Below are 16465 nucleotides of genomic sequence, written 5' to 3'. Positions count from 1 at the left end.
AAAAGGGGGGCCCTTGCCCCCCTCTGCCAATATGGCTTCCATCAGAAGAAATATTTGAAACGCACCCGGCCACCGTAGCGATCCATGTTGTCCACCTCGCCGCTGTCGACATTCAGCTGGGACCAGTAGGCTCCCAGATAGATATCGAAGTTGCTCAGATCCAGCACGCTCGGGATCTTGTAGGAGGCGTAGACGGTGTTGATAGTGTGCTTGCCGATCATCTTGCTGAAGTCGGCGCTGGTGTTGTTCAGATTGGCGCTGCTGATGTCGTTGATGGCGTAGACATACCCTAAACCGGCATTGTGCCAGAGCAGGTTGGCGCCCAGGGTGGTATCGGTTTCAGCCTCAGCATCCATGCGGGCCAGGTTGGCATTGATGACCAGGGCATCCTGGGTCCAGCTGGTGGTGAGGCCATAACCCATGCGATCGGACACCGAGACGTCGTCGCTGGTGACGATGGCGTCGCTGATCACGTTGCCCTCGGCCCCCAGGGCGACCTTGAGGTTCTCCCCCTTCCAGGCGATGACGGGACGAACAATGATGGAGTCTTTGGCCTTGGTCAGCGCATAGCCATGGTATTGCTGGCCTGCAAACAGATTGGTGCGATCTCCGATCAGGGTGGAGAGCTCCAGATACCAGTTGCCCGCCTCCTTGTTGAGCAGCAGCTGACCCCCCTTGCCTGCCCGGCCACGACCCTCCTTGAGCATGTAAACATAGCCATTGCCATCGGAGTAGAGGTCGTTGGCGCTGTCCCCGGAATGCTCGACAAAGATGTCCTGACCCAGCGGGAACATGTCGTAGGCCTCGAAACGACCGACCTTCATCCCCCAGTTGCTGCGCTGGCCGAACCCAAGATACGCATCGTCGGCACCGGCACCACCATTGGTGCCTATGGTGGGCTGGATCTGGATCTGGCCATAGCGACCATCTTCCAGCTCCCGTACCCCGAGGAAGTTCAGCAGCAGGCGACCATCCTCGTCCCAGCGATCGGTGCGGGTCTCGCTGGTTTGACCCAGCACGTTGCCACGGGTGGTATTGGACGCGTTCAGGTTGATCTCCGCATCCCCCCCCAGGCTCAGGCGCCCGAAGTCAGTGTTGGTCTCCACCACGGCGCTGGCCATGAAAGGGGTGCTCAGGGCCAGGATGGCAAGGAGCTGGGCGGACAGGTTTGTCAGTTTCATTATTATCATTCCTTGAGTTTTATGTTTTTGATATAAAAGCACTTATTTATCTGCCTCCCCGAAGGGAGGACAAATTCGGGCATGCCTTTCCCCCATCGCGACGCAATGTGGGGCAAAGGGCATGGATCAAATCGGGTGGGGACTAGGGCCCGAGGCCGTGTCTCAGCCCCCGGCAGGCATAGCCCGCCGGGGTAGGCGAGTCGGCGCTCTCTCCTCGGCCACGGCTCAGATGGCCCATGTGGTGGCTCCTTCGACGCAGCTCGGCAGCCAGGCGGCGCCGCGTACCCCGCTGCTGTCCCCGTAGCGGGCAGGCACTATGGGGGTGAGGCACTGCGCCGAGAACAGGTAAGGAATCACTGCCGTGGGCAGATCACGATAGAGGGAGGCGATGTTGGAGAGGCCACCCCCCAGTACGATGACATCCGGGTCCAGCACATTGATCAGGCTGGCGACGCTGCGGGCCAGGGCCTGGATGAAGTGGTCATAGTGGACCTCGGCCTCCACATCTCCCTCGGCGGCGGCCGTGATGATCCCAAGCGGCGACAACCCGCGGCCATGGCGCTCCACGAAACGACCGGCAAACCCAGTCCCGGAGACGAACCGTTCGATGCAGTTGCTGCGCCCGCAGTAACAGGGCTGGGTTGGACCATCAAGCGCCGGATCATAGCCGGGCAAGGGGTTGTGTCCCCACTCCCCGGTGATGGCGTTGGGACCGACGATGAGCTGGCGATTGACCACCAAGCCGCCACCACAGCCAGTGCCGAGGATGATGCCAAACACCACCCTGCCCGTCTCTCCCGCCCCGTCGACGGCCTCCGAGAGGGCGAAACAGTCGGCGTCATTGGCGAGCCAGACCGGTTGGCCCAGGGCCTGGGTCAGGTCTTGCTTGAGGTCTTGTCCGTTGAGAAACAGACAGTTGGCATTCTTGATGCGACCCGTCTGCGGGTCGATTGCCCCGGGCAGCCCGACGCCGATGGTGAAGGCGCTGTCCATCGCCTGCCGTATCTCCCTCACCAGATCTGTGATGGCCGCCAGGAAATCGCCGTACCCCGTGGTCGGGGTCGCGATCCGTCTGCGCAGCAGGCTGACGCCCTGGCCATCGAGCAGTTGAGCCTCGATCTTGGTTCCCCCGATGTCGAGTCCGAGTCGCAACATGATCGTCTTCCTCAGGCAGCCAGCTTGCGATGCAGCTCGATGAGCTCGGTGACCAGCTCCCGGGCCAACATGGCGGTCATCAGGTGATCCTGCGCGTGGACCAGGATCAACGTGACCGGGATCTTGCCCTCCCCTTCATCCGCCTCGATCAGCCTGGTCTGCACCCCGTGGGCCGCATTGGCTGCCTCGGCAGCCTGGCGCAGCAGGTCATCGGCCTCCGCAAACTGGCCGGCCCTGGCCTGGCGCAGCGCCTCGAAACAGAGGCTGCGGCTCATGCCGGCATTGATGATAAGACCCATGACGGTCTCTTCCAGATCGAACATACACACTCCTTGGTGATAGGCGCCGGCCCTGGGGCTGGCGCTCTTTATAGGGGTCAAGTGACGGAATAATCAGTCGAAGCCATTCTCACGGGCGGTGGTGGCAAACCACTGGCCGCTCTTCTTGATGCGCCGGGTCTGGCTCTCCAGCTCCAGCTCGATGAAGCCGTAACGGTTCTTGTAGGCATTGCTCCACGACCAGTTGTCGATGAAGGTCCAGAGGTGATAGCCCCGGCATTGACAGCCCTCCGACAGCCCCTTGTGCAGCCAGATGAGGTGATCCCGGATGAAGCCGATGCGGTAGTCATCCTGGATCTGGCCGTCCTCTCCCTTGAACCTGGCCTCCCCCTCAACCCCCATGCCGTTCTCGGAGATATAGCTCGGGATGTTGCTGTAGTGGTCGCGCAGGTTGACCAGGATGTCGTAGATCCCCTGCTCGTAGATCTCCCAGCCCCGGTGCGGGTTCATCTTGCGCCCCGGCATCTCGTAGTAGTCGAAGAACCACTCCGGCATGAAGGGGCTGGCAGGATTGACCGCGTGACTGCGCGCCTTGACCCGGCGCGGCTGGTAGTAGTTGACCCCCAGCAGGTCGATCTTGCCGGCCGCCAGCAGGGCGGCATCGCCCGGCTCGCAGGCCGGCAGCTGATCGTATTCCCGCAGCAGCTCGACCAGTTCGGCGGGGTATTCCCCCTTGACCGCCGGATCCAGGAAGCTGCGGTTGAACATCAGATCCGCAATCTTGGCCGCCTTCAGATCCGCCGGGTGTTGCGAGCGCGGATAGGAAGGGGTCAGATTCAGGATGATGCCGATCTGACCATCCTGACCGAGCTCCCGGTAGCGCTGCACCGCCATGGCGTGGGCCAGCATGGTGTGATAGGCCACGGTGGCGGCGCGGCGAAAGTCCACCACGTTCGGATAGTGGAAGTCGTAGAGGTAACCCCCCTCCACCGGCACGATCGGCTCGTTGAAGGTGAACCAGTGTCTGACCTTGTGGCCGAACAACCTGAAACAGGTCTCGGCAAACTCGGCGTAAGCCTCAATCACTTCCCGGCTTTCCCAGCCCCCCAGCGCCTGCATGCTCATGGGCATGTCGAAGTGGAACAGGCAGATGAAGGGCTCTATCCCCTCGGCCTTGAGCTCGTCGAGCATGGCGTCGTAGAAGGCGACGGCCTGTGGGTTGGGCTCTCCCCGGCCAGCCGGGATCAGCCTGGACCAGGCGATGGAGGTGCGGAAGCTGTTGTGACCAAGCTGCTTCAGCAGACGGATGTCATCGCGAAAATGCTCATAAAAACCGGAGGTCTGCGCCGGCCCTATCTGCTGATGGAAACGGTTGGGGGACTGCTCGAACCAGTGATCCCAGATGGTTGGTGCCTTGCCGCCCTGGAGGCTGGCGCCTTCGGCCTGGGCGGCGGAGGAAGCGCTGCCCCACCAGAACTGTTCAGGAAAACGGTATTGCATCTCGTGTTACTCCAAGCTTGAAAAAAGAGGCCGCCAGGCGGCCCCGGCAGGCAATCAACGGGTGGCGGCGGCCAGCTCCGGCGTTTTCGGACTCTCTTCCTGCTCTTCCTGTTTGAGCAGGGTGCGCTCATAGGCTTTCAGGAAGGGGTAATACATGGCAGCGGCGGAGCACATGCAGAGCAGGCTCAGCACCATGGGGCTGATGGCCCAGTTGGCAGCCCAGGAGGCGCCGATGGGGCCAGGGGTGGTCCAGGGAGTGAGAGAGACAACCCGCTCCACCAGACCTATATCCAGGGCAAACCAGGCCAGAGTGGCGTTGATCATGGGCACCAGGATGAAAGGCAGGAAGAACACCGGGTTCATCACTATGGGCGCACCGAACAGGATGGGTTCGTTGATGTTGAACAGGCCAGGCACCACGCCCATCTTGCCGATGGATCTCAGGTGGGCGGCCTTGCTGCGCAGCAGCAAGAAGGCCAGCGGCAGGGTGGAGCCGACGCCACCGATCAACAGGTAGTGATCCCAGAAGCCCTGCAGGAAGATGTGGGGCAGCGCCTCACCGGCCGCCATGGCGGCCTGGTTGTTGGCCAGATTGGCCATCCAGAACGGGTTCATGATGCCGGTGACAATCAGGGCACCGTGGATCCCCGCGAACCAGAGCACCTGGCACACCAGCACCGCCAGCAGCATGGCAGGCAGGGAATCGGAGGCCGCCACCAGCGGCTTGACCAGAGACATGATGGCCTCCGGCAAAATCATGCCGGTGGTGCTCTCCAGGATCAGGTTGAGCGGGTGCAGGGTCAGGATGATCACCAGCACCGGGACCAGCACCTCGAAGGAGCGGGCGACCCCCGTCGGGACCTGGGGCGGCAACTTGATGGTGATGTTGTTGCGCTTGAGGAAGGCATAGACCTCGGCCGCATAGATGGCGGTGATCAGGGCCGTGAAGATCCCCTGACCGGAGAAATACTGCATGGAGATGGCACCATCCTTGACGGGGGCGGCCACCAGCATGAAGGACATCAGGCAGAGCAGGCCTGTGGTGACGGGGTCAAGACCGTTCTGCCGCGCCAGGCTGGCGCCTATTCCCACCGAGATGAACAGGGTCATCAGCCCCATGCTCAACTGGAACGGGAGCAGCAACTGGGACTGATAGGTCGACGAGAAGTCGAGCCAGGCACGGGCAAATCCCCATTGGGTCTGGGGTGAGAAGGGGGGAAAGATGAACACCAGCATGAAGCTGCCGACGATCATGAAGGGCAAGGCGGCGATGAAGCCGTCACGGATCGCCTGCACGTATTTCTGCTGGCCGATCCGGCCGGCCAGCGGGCTGACCCGGTTCTCTATGGTACTGACAAAGCGCTCGTAAAGGGTGTTCATGAAGGTTTCCTTGTGACATTCACTGGTTGGGGTCTGCGCATCAGCCGATCAGGGTGAGGGCGTGGTCGAGGACCTTGTCACCCCGTTGCATGCCGTAATCCATCATGTTGATGGTGTCGACAGGCACGCCATGAGCCGCCGCTCGCTGCTGCAGTTCGGCCTGCATGTATTTGACCTGGGGCCCCAGCAGCACCACCTGGTAGTGGGGCATCTGCAGATCGAACTCTGCCGCACCGAAGGCCTGTATCTCGGCGTCCAGTCCCCGCTTGTCCGCCTCCTCTTTCATCTTCTTGACCAGCAGGCTGGTGGACATGCCGGAAGAGCAGCACAACATGATTTTTTTCATTTCCCGATTCTCCAGACGTTCATAACGGATGGCGCATTCTGGATCGAATGGATTTACTTTGGAAACCGGTTTCCAAAGTAAATCCATTGATGTGTGAGAAGGATCGGCTTTTTCCGGTTCAAGGGGTCGGGAAGTGTGAGCGAGGTAATGAAATGGCAAAATGGTCGCGGATATTACGGAAACAAAACCACAAAGCCGTCAAAATGGCGTCCAAGCCCCGTGATGACAAGGGGTATCAGGATGACAAGGAACCGAATAACGTGATGAATCTGCAATGGATGGCAATGCTGGTCGGCATGATAGAGCAGCGCATGGTACCGTTTGCCAACTGGCTGACCCGCAGTCGCCATGTGCTCTCGTTGCGCGATGGTTTTCAGCTGGCCATGCCCTTCGTCATCGTCGGCAGCCTGCTGGTCCCCATCCTCTATCCTCCCATAGCCCCCGACACGCCGCACGCCTTCGGACAGTGGCTGCACTGGCTGGCGCGGGCGCTGCATCCTTTCCTGTTTCCCGTCTACTCCCACACCCTAGGGTTGGTGGCGCTGATCATCGCCTTCGGTGCGGCGTCCAGCCTCGCCAAGGCATACGAAATGCCGGAGCGCCTGTGCGGCCTGGGGGGCTGCATGGCCTTCCTGATGCTGATCGACTTTCGCTCGCTGCAACCCGGGGTGTTTGGCTATCTGGGGGGAGCCGGGATCTTCACGGCCCTGCTGATGGCGTTCTATTCGGTGGAGGTGACCCGGCTCTTCTATCGTCGGGGCTGGTACATCCAGATGCCGGACGAGGTGCCGGTGATGACGAGGCGGGGCTTTCAGCTGATAGTGCCGCTGCTGTTCATCATGCTGTCGCTGAGCCTGTTGCGGCTCTGGTTGAAGCAGCAGTTCGGGATCAGTCTGCCGGACTTCATGGCCGCCCTGTTCCGGCCTCTGATTGTGGGGGCCGACACCCTGCCCGCCCTGCTGATCACCCTGCTGATCGCCCATCTGCTCTGGTTCATGGGGATCCACGGCGCCCTGATAGTGACCGGATTGCTGTCACCCTTCTGGATGGCCGGGGTGAGCGCCAACCAGGCCGCGCTGATGGCGGGAGAGCCCCTGCCCCATATTTTCCTGCAAGGGTTCTGGGACTACTACCTGCTGATCGGGGGGATTGGGACTACCTTGCCACTGGTGTTTATGGCCATGCGCAGTCGCTCTCACTCGATTCAGTCGGTGGGCAAGCTGGGTTTCATACCCTCGATGTTCAACATCAATGAGCCGCTGCTGTTCGGTTTCCCCATCATCATGAATCCGCTGTTCTTCCTGCCCTTCATCGGCGTCCCCCTGATCAACGCCGTGCTCGCCTGGCAGCTGACCCAGTGGGGGTTTCTCGACAAGTTCATCGCCCTGCTGCCCTGGTCCATGCCCTCTCCTCTCGGTGCCGCCTGGGCGGCCAACGGCAGTTGGAGCAATGGCCTGATGAGCCTGGTCTGCATCCTCAACAGCTATGTGCTCTACCGCCCCTTCTTCCTGGCCCATGAAAAAATGGTGCTGGAGCAGGAGCGTGAACGCAGCTGAGAGCCTGGGCTCGAACGATATGCTGTCCAACCCCCAGGTCAGTGGTGACGAGCGAACCCAGGGGGATAGCGGCCATGATGTTCGCCGCCAGGGAGCGCCCCATGGCCGGGGCCGTCACATGGCGACAGTGCCTTACCCCATCAACCCCAGATAGTTCATCAGGGCCGCCCCCAGGCTGGTGGTCACCAGCGAACCCAGCGTGGTGGTAGCTATGATGTTCGCCGCCAGGGCGCTGTCGCCCCCCATGGCGCGGGTCATCACATAGCTGGCGGCCGCGGTGGGGGTGGAGCTGATGAGGAAGAGGATGCCGAGGGCCTGGGGACTGAAACCGAGCGCCCAGGCCCCCAGCACCAGCAGCACGGGAATACAGAACAGGCGGTTGGCGGTGGCCCAGCCGGTCAGCATGGCGCCGCCGCGCAGGGCCTTGAGGTTGAGGCTGGCACCGGTACAGAGCAGCGCCAGCGGCAGCGTCATGCTGGCAAAGTAGTTGCCCGTGGTAATGACCAGCTGGGGCAGCTCTATGCCGAGCAGGCCGAACGGCAGGGCCGCCAGTATGGCGATGATGAGGGGGTTTCTGACGATCCCCTTGAGGATGGGCTTGATCCCTTTTCCGCCCCCCAGGCTGCGGGTCAGGGTGATCACCGCGAGGATGTTGTAGAGCACTGTGATGGAGCCCACCAGCAGGGCGGCGGCGCCTATGCCCTCGGGGCCGTAGGCGTTCTGCACATAGGCCAGCCCCATGATCCCCATGTTGCCGCGAAAGCTGCCCTGCACGAAGATGCCGCGCAGACGCCGCTCGGGGATGAAGCGGGCAGCCAGCAGCTCGAGCACCAGGAAACCGGCCAAAGTGCCTAACAGGCCATAGAGGATGAGCCAGGGGCTCGGCATGGTGGAAAAGTCGGTGCGCACCATGCTGAGGAACAGCAAGGCCGGCAAGGTGACCTGAAACACCAGCCGGGAGGCGGACTCGACGAAACTGTCGGGCAAGAGACCGAGCCGCTTGAGCCAGATCCCGAGCACCAGTACCAGGCAGATGGGGCCAGTGATGGAGAGGGAGAAGTGCAGACTTGCCAACAGATCCATGATGCGCGTCCTGTGCAATGGCGGGGGAGTCGCCTGGGCAAATTGGCATTCTAACGCCATGGGCTTGTATTCACAGGACTTAATCACAACAATGTCTGCATCCCGGTTGTCGCCCTCCCCTGTCACGGATCCCCCATGGAAAAGAAACTGACCATCCTCGATATCGCCCGCCTCAGCGGGGTCGGCAAGTCGACCGTCTCCCGGGTGCTCAATCAGGATCCCAAGGTCAACGCCCAGACCAGAGCCAGGGTCGAGGCGGTGATCGCCCAGCACGACTTCGTGCCAAGCAAGTCGGCCCGGGCCATGCGCAGCCAGAGCCAGCAGGTGATCGGCATAGTGGTGTCACGCCTCGACTCCAGCTCGGAGAACCAGGCGGTGCGCGGCATGCTGGAGACCCTCTATGCCCGCGGCTACGACGCCGTGCTGATGGAGAGCAAGTTCTCCCCCGCCAAGGTGAGCGAGCACCTGGCCGTGCTGGAGCGGCGCGGGGTGGACGGCATCATTCTGTTTGCCTTCAACGATCTGGACTACGCCGCCATGGCGCCACTCAAGGAGAAGCTGGTGCTGATGGTGCGCGAGCACCCCGGGTTCTCCTCCGTTTGTTACGATGACGAGGGGGCGGTGCGAGCCGTGCTCGAGCACCTCAGGGGGCGGGGCATAGACCAGGTGGCCTATCTGGGGGTCGAGCGCAGCGATCTCACCACTGGGCTGCGCCGTCACCAGGCTTATCTCGACTACTGCGAGGCGCTGGGTCGCACGCCCCGCAGCGCCCTTGGGGATCTCAGCCTGCACAGCGGCTACCGGCTGGCGGCCGAGCTGGTCACCCCCAGCACCCAGGCGCTGGTCTGTGCCAGCGACACCCTGGCCATAGGCGCCGCCAAATACCTGCAGGAGCAGGGGCGCACCGACATCCTGGTGAGTGGCCTCGGCAGCAACCCCATGCTCACCTTCCTGTTTGCCAACGCCCTCAACCTGGATTTCGGCTACAAGGATGCCGGCATTCTGGCCGCCAGACAGCTGCTCGACCAGATTGAAGAGGGCCAGGCCCCCAGAGCTACCATAGCCCCCTGTCAGCCCCTGTAGTCTATCTTTTCCTCTCATTATCGGCGTTTTGCACTTTTTGTGACCATCGCCACGAATTGGGAACGTTCCCATTGCTGATGTCGGGCACTGGCTTCATGCTGATTGGGAACGATACCAATAAGCGGACGGTCATTGGCCAGCCGGCAAAGAAACGACCATTATTCATCGAGTCACAGAGGGAAGGCTCATGTCAAAAGTCAACACACAGCATCTGGCACAGCTGATCGAACGGATCGGCGGCAAGGACAACATCACCACAGTCAGCCACTGCCTGACCCGGCTCAGGTTCGTGCTGGCCGATCCGGCCAAGGCCGATCCCAAGGCCATCGAGACCATACCGGCGGTGAAGGGCAGCTTCACCCAGGGCGGTCAGTTCCAGGTGGTGATCGGCAACGAGGTGGATCAGTGGTACAAGGCGCTCACCGAGGAGATCGGGGTGAGCGGCGCCAGCAAGGATGCCGCCAAGCAGGCGGCCCGCCACAACATGAATCCGCTGGAGCGCGGCATCTCCCACCTGGCGGAGATCTTCGTACCCCTGCTGCCCGCCATCATCACCGGCGGCCTGATCCTGGGCTTTCGCAACGTCATCGGCGACATCAAGATGTTCGACGACGGGACCCATACCCTGGTGGAGATCAGCCAGTTCTGGGCCCAGGTGCACGCCTTCCTCTGGTTGCTGGGTGAGGCCATCTTCCACTTCCTGCCGGTGGGCGTCTGCTGGTCTGCGGTGAAGAAGATGGGGGGATCCGAGATCCTCGGCATAGTGCTGGGTATCACGCTCGTTTCGCCGCAACTGATGAACGCCTACGGCATAGGGCAGCAAACCCCGGAAGTGTGGGACTTCGGCCTCTTCGTCATCCAGAAGGTCGGCTATCAGGCCCAGGTCATTCCGGCCCTGCTGGCGGGTGTCTTCCTCGCCTGGGTGGAAACCAGTCTCAAGCGCATCATTCCGGCCTACCTCTATCTGGTGATAGTGCCCTTCATCTCCCTGCTGCTGGCGGTGATAGTGGCCCACGCCTTCATCGGCCCCTTCGGTCGCTGGATTGGTGAGGGGGTCGGCTTTGCCGCCAAGGCCGCCATGACGGGGTCCTTTGCCCCCATAGGCGCCGCCCTGTTCGGCTTCCTCTATGCGCCCCTGGTCATCACCGGCATCCACCACACCACCAACGCGGTAGATCTGCAGCTGATGCAGAGCATGGGAGGCACCCCCATCTGGCCGCTGATCGCGCTCTCCAATATCGCCCAGGCCTCGGCGGTCGTCGGTATCATCCTTATCAGCCGCAAGGAGAACGAACGGGAGATCTCGGTCCCGGCCGCCATCTCCGCCTACCTGGGGGTGACCGAGCCGGCCATGTACGGCATCAACCTCAAGTACAAGTTCCCCATGCTGTGCGCCATGGTGGGCTCCAGTCTCGCGGCCCTCATCTGCGGCTTCAGCGGCGTGATGGCCAACGGCATCGGGGTGGGCGGCCTGCCGGGCATCCTCTCCATCCAGCCCCAGTACTGGGCCATCTACGCCGTCGCCATGCTGGTGGCCATAGTGGTGCCCGTGGTGCTGACCCTGCTGGTCTACAAACGCCAGCAGGCGGCCGGCAAGCTGGATCTGGCCACCGCCTGATCCCCAAGACATCGGCGGAGCCCAGGCTCCGCCCTTTTTATTGGCCTGTTCAACCCAGTTTCAACCAATGAGCGATCCAACCATGACACAGACACCCTGGTGGCAAAGCGCCGTGATTTACCAGATCTACCCCAAGAGCTTTCAGGATTCCGGCGCCCGCGGCACCGGCGATCTCAAGGGGATCATGGCCCGCCTCGACTACCTCAAGACCCTAGGCGTCGATGCCCTCTGGCTGACCCCGGTCTACGTCTCCCCCCAGGTGGACAACGGCTACGACATCGCCGACTACCTGGCCATAGACCCGGCCTACGGCACCATGGCCGACTTCGAGGCCCTGCTGGCGGCCGCCCACGGGCGCGACATCCGCATAGTGATGGACATAGTGGTCAACCACACCTCCACCGAGCACGCCTGGTTCAAGTCGGCGCTGGGGGACAAGAACAGCCCCTACCGTGACTACTACATCTGGAAAGATCCGGTGGAAGGCGGCGTGCCCAACAACTGGCAGTCCAAATTTGGCGGCAGCGCCTGGGAGCTGGACCCGGCCACCGGCCAGTACTATCTGCACCTGTTCGCCCGCGAGCAGGCGGATCTCAACTGGGAAAACCCGGCGGTTCGCGCCGAGGTGAAAAAGATCATCCACTTCTGGGCGAAGAAGGGGGTCGACGGTTTCCGCCTCGACGTCATCAACCTTATCTCCAAGGATCAAGCGTTCCCGAACGACGAGGTGGGGGATGGCCGCCGCTTCTACACAGACGGGCCGCGCATCCATGAATTCCTGCAGGACATCAGCCGCGACGTCTTCGCTCCCGTGGGGGCCATGACGGTGGGGGAGATGTCCTCCACCAGCCTGGAACATTGCCAGCGCTATGGCGCACTGGACGGGTCGGAACTCTCCATGGTGTTCAACTTCCACCACCTCAAGGTGGATTACCCCAATGGCGACAAGTGGACCAAGGCGCCGTTCGATTTCCTCGAACTCAAACGCATCTTCAACCACTGGCAGAGCGGCATGCACGGCAAGGGGTGGTCGGCGCTGTTCTGGTGCAACCACGATCAGCCGCGCATCGTCTCCCGCTTCGGCGACGAGGGCGAACAGCGGGTGGTGGCCGCCAAGATGCTGGCCAGCACCCTGCACGGCTTGCAGGGTACCCCCTACATCTATCAGGGGGAGGAGATCGGCATGACCAACCCGGGTTATCAGCGCATCTATGACTATCAGGATGTGGAGAGCCGCAACATCTTCGCCATCAAGCAAGCCGAAGGGATGGAGGAGGCCGAGATCCTCGCCATTCTCGGCGCCAAGTCCCGGGACAACTCCCGCACCCCCATGCAGTGGAGCGCCGCCCCCAACGCCGGCTTCACGAATGGCACACCCTGGCTCAAGCCCGCCGCCAACTACCCCGAGATCAACGCCGAGGCGGCGCTGGCCGACCAGAACTCGGTGTTCTGGCACTACCGGGATTTGATCCGGCTGCGCAAGGATCATCCCATCTTCACGCAGGGGGATTATCAGGAGCTGCTGGCGGGACATGCCCGGATCTGGGCCTATGCCCGCCGCGCCAACGGCCAGACCCTGCTGGTGGTAAGCAACTTCTACGGCGAGCCGGCCACCTTTGCACTGCCGGACGAGCTTGCCAGCGGCAAGGGTCACCTGCTGCTGGGCAACTACCCCGATAGCCCGGCCCGGCCGCAATCCTGCGAGCTGCGCCCTTATGAATCCCTGATCTGGCTGATGGAACAATGATGACTGAGACAATCACAGCGCCGCAGGCAGCCAAGCGCTGCCCCGAATGGCAGAAGATGGTGGCGGGGGAGCCCTATGATGCGGGCCACCCCGAGCTGAAGGCGGCCCGCGAGCGCTGCCGCAGCCTCTATCACAGCTTCAACACCAGCTGGCAGGAGAAGCCGGAGCGGGATGCCCTGCTCCATGAACTGCTCGGCGGCCGAGGCGATCTGTGCGCCATCAACCCGCCCTTCTTCTGCGACTATGGCGCCAACATCTTCGTGGGCGAGAACTTCTACGCCAACGTCAACTGCACCATCCTCGACGTGTGCGAAGTACACATAGGTGACAACGTGCTGCTGGCACCCGGGGTGCAGATCTACACCGCCGCCCACCCGGTGGCGGTGGCGCCTCGGGTGGCGGGGGTCGAGTTCGGCAAGCCGGTGCGCATCGGCAACAACGTCTGGATAGGGGGCAGCACCGTCATCTGCCCGGGTGTCACCATAGGGGACAACAGCGTCATAGGGGCGGGATCCGTGGTCACCAGGGATATTCCGGCGGGGGTGGTCGCGGTAGGCAACCCTTGTCGGGTGTTGCGCCCCATGACGGCGCAGGAGCTGGCGGAGATCTGACACGACCGGGGCAGCTAATGCTGCCCCTGCTTGTACTCGGCCCTGTGGCCAAGACCTGCAAACCCCTCTTGTTCACGACAGCAAACCAATGGCTTGCAGGCACGACCCCGCAGCGAATTCTCCGCGTCAGGCTGGCAGCAAGGCACCGCAGCGCTTGTGCTGCCCCATGACCACCAGGGTCTTGAAGCTGCGCACCTGCTCCCTGGCATGCAGCACCCGCCGGGTGAACTGCTCGTAGCTCTGCATGTCCCGCGCGGCCACCTGCAGCACGAAGTCCTGCTCACCCGTGACATACCAGAGGTCCATGACCTCAGGCTCCCCCTTCAGGCAGGCGATCATCTCATCGACGATACGGCCATGATCCCGCTCTAGGGTGACGAGCACCAGCATGGTGATAGGCCAGCCCATGGTCGCCGGTGCCACCAGCGCCACCTCCCGCTCGACAAGTCCCGCCTCCCGCAGCGCCCGGACACGGCGATAACAGGCGGGCGCCGAGAGGCCGACCCTGTGGGCCAGCTCGGGAATGGGCAGACGGGCATCCTGCTGCAGCTCGGCGAGGATGAGCAGATCGAACTTGTCGGTCATGGGGGATAAAGAGATAAAAATTATCGAGTGGGGCCAGTTTTAGACCGAAATTACGGCTATCGCCAGATATATTTTACTTCCCCTTCCCTGCTCAGGTTTGAACAAGATGCCACCGACCACCACAGCCCTCTCCTCCCTGCTGGCGGTCATGCTCGCCATGCTGTCGATCACCCTGGGCGCCTCCCTGGCCAAGTCGCTGTTTCCCTTGATCGGGGCAGCCGGCACCACCCTGTTCCGGCTGGGGTGTGCCGCCCTCCTCCTCTCCCTGGTGTTTAGAGTCTGGAGAGCGCCACTCGACAGACGCACCCTGCTGGGGGCCATCCCTTATGGGCTCTCGCTGGGAGCCATGAACCTGCTCTTCTATCTGGCCATAGAGCGCATCCCCCTCGGCGTGGCGCTGGCCATCGAGTTCATAGGCCCCCTGACGGTGGCGCTGCTCAGCTCCCGCCACCGGGAAGACTTCATCTGGCTGGCGCTGGCCATCGTCGGTCTGCTGTTGCTGCTGCCGCTGCGGGCCGCCGAGCAGGCCATAGATCCCCTGGGGGCCGCATTGGCCCTCGGCGCCGGCGTGTTCTGGGGGCTCTATATGCTGACCGGCAAGCGGGCCGGTGCCTTGCTGGGGGCCCAGGCCCCGGCCCTTGGCATGTGGGTGGGAACCCTGCTGGTACTGCCCTTTGGCCTCGGCGGAGCGAGCGAGGCCAGCTTCACCCTCCCCCTGGTGCTGACCATAGCGGGGGTGGGGCTGCTCTCGAGTGCCATCCCCTACTCCCTCGAGATGTTTGCCCTGCGCCGGTTGCCGCTCAAGAGCTACGGCATACTGACCAGCGGCGAACCCGCCATGGGCGCCCTGATGGGGTTGCTGTTGCTGGGAGAGCAACTGCCCCCGTCCCAGTGGCTGGGAATAGCCGCCATCATAACCGCTTCGATGGGCACCACCTGGCATGGGGGACGACGGCGCGCCGACCCGGCGTGATCCCCTCAACTGAGACGGCGGCCCCCCCATAATCTTGTTCATTTTTTTTGAACATCTAGACCAGTTTATCTCGCTAACAACCAAGCGATGACCTGTTTACCATGCATTCATCGCTTAGGCAGGATCGCCAAGCGGCCAAATAACAAGTTGTTCCAGACTGGGATACCCAAAACAGGGTGTCTGATGTCAGTAAAAGAACTACATAGTATTTGAATAACCTCTTGCAAGGATGCATTGATGCGGGCCTCTCCGGCCTTGCCAATGACATAAAAATCAAGAGAGTGAATGAACATGAAAAACCTAATCAAGATGCTGGCCGTCGCAGGCCTGATGACTGCCGGTGTTGCCCAGGCTTCGGTTCCTGCCGATTTCAATGCCACCCCTGGCGTATTGTTCGTGAACTGGCACGCCAGCGCGACCATGGCTGGCAAGGCCAACCCCATGCTGGAGGTACGCGACGAGTCTGGTGATCTGGTGGCCTCAGTCCACGCCAACCTGATGGGCACTCAGCAGGTGCAGATCCCGAGCCGCGCCCAAGGCAACCTGACAGTGAGCCTGGGGGACCAGAGCAGCGACTACCGCATCCCCTTTGGCATCGGCAGCGGCAACCCGCGCTGATCCCGGCCTCGCGATCAACGCTTTCACTCCGTCCGGTTGCCACAACCCGGCCAGAAAGCGTGAGTGAGCCCCATGACAAAGGCGCCATAGAGGCGCCCTTGTCGTTTCTGCCGGCTCGTCAGCGGCTAATGGGTAAATACGGGACCAAAGCCGGATCCCCACAGAATGGCCGTGGCTGCCAGCACGCAGACCAGCAACACCAGACCGACGGTTACCACAGAGCTGGCATAGATGAACCCCTGCTCCTTGGGGATGTGCATCAGAATAGGCACCCCGACATAGAGCAGGTACACCGAGTAGCTGAGCCCGATGAGACCGATGATCATCATGAACCAGAGGTGCGGGAAGAAGGCGGAGAAACCGACCATGAACAGCGGCGTGGAGGTGTAGGCCGCGAGCTCTAGCGACGTCGTGTAGCTGGGATCCGAACCGAAGGTATGGCCCATCCAGTGCACCAGATAGGAGAGCGCGAGGACACCGATGATGAGCGTCACGTACATGGCGATCGACAGCATGAGGGCGCTGTTCGCGGTCAGGGTGATGGGCTCACCGACGCCAATGCTCCAACCTATGTGCACGGCGGAATAATAGGCACAGATGGGCGGGATAAGGGCCACGATCAGGATATGAGTCAGACTGTTTCGGAAACTGTCATGCCTCTCGTCTATGGTATGCCATTCGGTGTGAGGATGTGCATACAATCCCCATAAGTGATTCAATATCATTGCGTTATTCCTTCTCTGCTTCGATT

Annotated in this window: 16 protein-coding genes; 7 read left to right on the top strand and 9 right to left on the bottom strand. The window is 62.0% G+C overall.

Annotated features, from left to right (window positions below; translation table 11 throughout):
- Positions 1-41 precede the first annotated feature (41 nt).
- From AB5Y91_RS02510 to AB5Y91_RS02485, 6 genes are all read right to left on the bottom strand, one after another.
- On the bottom strand, positions 42-1181 hold the full coding sequence (locus tag AB5Y91_RS02510) for a carbohydrate porin (protein ID WP_163154574.1): 1140 nt from the start codon (positions 1179-1181) through the stop codon (positions 42-44).
- Between the two features lie 225 nt (positions 1182-1406).
- The gene (locus AB5Y91_RS02505) at positions 1407-2336 is read right to left on the bottom strand and encodes an ROK family protein (RefSeq protein ID WP_368168995.1); all 930 of its coding nucleotides are present in this window, start codon (positions 2334-2336) and stop codon (positions 1407-1409) included.
- An 11-nt stretch (positions 2337-2347) separates the two neighbouring features.
- The gene (gene chbA, locus AB5Y91_RS02500) at positions 2348-2659 is read right to left on the bottom strand and encodes a PTS N,N'-diacetylchitobiose transporter subunit IIA (RefSeq protein ID WP_106885692.1); all 312 of its coding nucleotides are present in this window, start codon (positions 2657-2659) and stop codon (positions 2348-2350) included.
- A 69-nt stretch (positions 2660-2728) separates the two neighbouring features.
- Positions 2729-4114 carry a glycoside hydrolase family 1 protein gene (locus AB5Y91_RS02495; protein ID WP_368168994.1) on the bottom strand — a complete coding sequence of 462 codons (1386 nt, stop codon included), beginning with the start codon at positions 4112-4114 and terminating at the stop codon, positions 2729-2731.
- A 54-nt stretch (positions 4115-4168) separates the two neighbouring features.
- Positions 4169-5494: a PTS sugar transporter subunit IIC gene (locus AB5Y91_RS02490; RefSeq protein ID WP_163137568.1), complete on the bottom strand. Its 1326-nt coding sequence runs from the start codon at positions 5492-5494 to the stop codon at positions 4169-4171.
- A 40-nt stretch (positions 5495-5534) separates the two neighbouring features.
- Positions 5535-5840 carry a PTS sugar transporter subunit IIB gene (locus AB5Y91_RS02485; protein ID WP_041204936.1) on the bottom strand — a complete coding sequence of 102 codons (306 nt, stop codon included), beginning with the start codon at positions 5838-5840 and terminating at the stop codon, positions 5535-5537.
- A gap of 203 nt (positions 5841-6043) precedes the next feature.
- Between AB5Y91_RS02485 and AB5Y91_RS02480 the strand changes: the two genes are divergently transcribed.
- A complete protein-coding gene (locus AB5Y91_RS02480; RefSeq protein WP_234691082.1) occupies positions 6044-7396 on the top strand; it encodes a PTS sugar transporter subunit IIC in 1353 nt (450 codons plus the stop codon).
- Between the two features lie 132 nt (positions 7397-7528).
- Here AB5Y91_RS02480 and AB5Y91_RS02475 read toward each other — a convergent pair whose 3' ends face one another.
- Positions 7529-8479 carry an AEC family transporter gene (locus tag AB5Y91_RS02475; RefSeq protein ID WP_106885688.1) on the bottom strand — a complete coding sequence of 317 codons (951 nt, stop codon included), beginning with the start codon at positions 8477-8479 and terminating at the stop codon, positions 7529-7531.
- Between the two features lie 135 nt (positions 8480-8614).
- Between AB5Y91_RS02475 and treR the strand changes: the two genes are divergently transcribed.
- From treR to AB5Y91_RS02455, 4 genes are all read left to right on the top strand, one after another.
- Positions 8615-9562: a trehalose operon repressor TreR gene (treR, locus tag AB5Y91_RS02470; RefSeq protein ID WP_368168993.1), complete on the top strand. Its 948-nt coding sequence runs from the start codon at positions 8615-8617 to the stop codon at positions 9560-9562.
- 187 nt (positions 9563-9749) lie between these two features.
- Positions 9750-11180 (top strand): PTS trehalose transporter subunit IIBC, encoded by a 1431-nt coding sequence (treB, locus tag AB5Y91_RS02465; RefSeq protein ID WP_005323487.1) that lies wholly within the window; start codon positions 9750-9752, stop codon positions 11178-11180.
- 82 nt (positions 11181-11262) lie between these two features.
- Entirely contained in the window at positions 11263-12927 is a 1665-nt protein-coding gene (gene treC, locus AB5Y91_RS02460; protein WP_368168992.1) for an alpha,alpha-phosphotrehalase, read from the top strand.
- Positions 12927-13538: a sugar O-acetyltransferase gene (locus AB5Y91_RS02455; protein ID WP_368168991.1), complete on the top strand. Its 612-nt coding sequence runs from the start codon at positions 12927-12929 to the stop codon at positions 13536-13538. Before treC ends, AB5Y91_RS02455 begins: the two co-directional genes overlap by 1 nt.
- A gap of 126 nt (positions 13539-13664) precedes the next feature.
- On the opposite strand, the gene AB5Y91_RS02450 is transcribed toward AB5Y91_RS02455, so the two are convergent.
- Positions 13665-14123: an Lrp/AsnC family transcriptional regulator gene (locus tag AB5Y91_RS02450; protein ID WP_106885684.1), complete on the bottom strand. Its 459-nt coding sequence runs from the start codon at positions 14121-14123 to the stop codon at positions 13665-13667.
- A 106-nt stretch (positions 14124-14229) separates the two neighbouring features.
- Here AB5Y91_RS02450 and AB5Y91_RS02445 point away from each other — a divergent pair, with 106 nt between their 5' ends.
- Positions 14230-15096, top strand: coding sequence for a DMT family transporter (locus AB5Y91_RS02445; RefSeq protein WP_163137561.1), 867 nt, complete (start codon positions 14230-14232; stop codon positions 15094-15096).
- A gap of 285 nt (positions 15097-15381) precedes the next feature.
- On the top strand, positions 15382-15714 hold the full coding sequence (locus AB5Y91_RS02440; RefSeq protein ID WP_106885682.1) for a hypothetical protein: 333 nt from the start codon (positions 15382-15384) through the stop codon (positions 15712-15714).
- 125 nt (positions 15715-15839) lie between these two features.
- Here the strand turns inward: AB5Y91_RS02440 and AB5Y91_RS02435 are convergent, their stop codons facing one another.
- Entirely contained in the window at positions 15840-16439 is a 600-nt protein-coding gene (locus AB5Y91_RS02435) for a Yip1 family protein (protein WP_106885681.1), read from the bottom strand.
- Between the last annotated feature and the right edge of the window lie 26 nt (positions 16440-16465).

The organism is Aeromonas sp. R4-3 (assembly GCF_040908275.1).
Taxonomy (GTDB): domain Bacteria; phylum Pseudomonadota; class Gammaproteobacteria; order Enterobacterales; family Aeromonadaceae; genus Aeromonas; species Aeromonas rivipollensis.
Note: the sequence above shows the minus strand (reverse complement) of the source record. Positions and strands in the feature narration are given on the sequence as shown.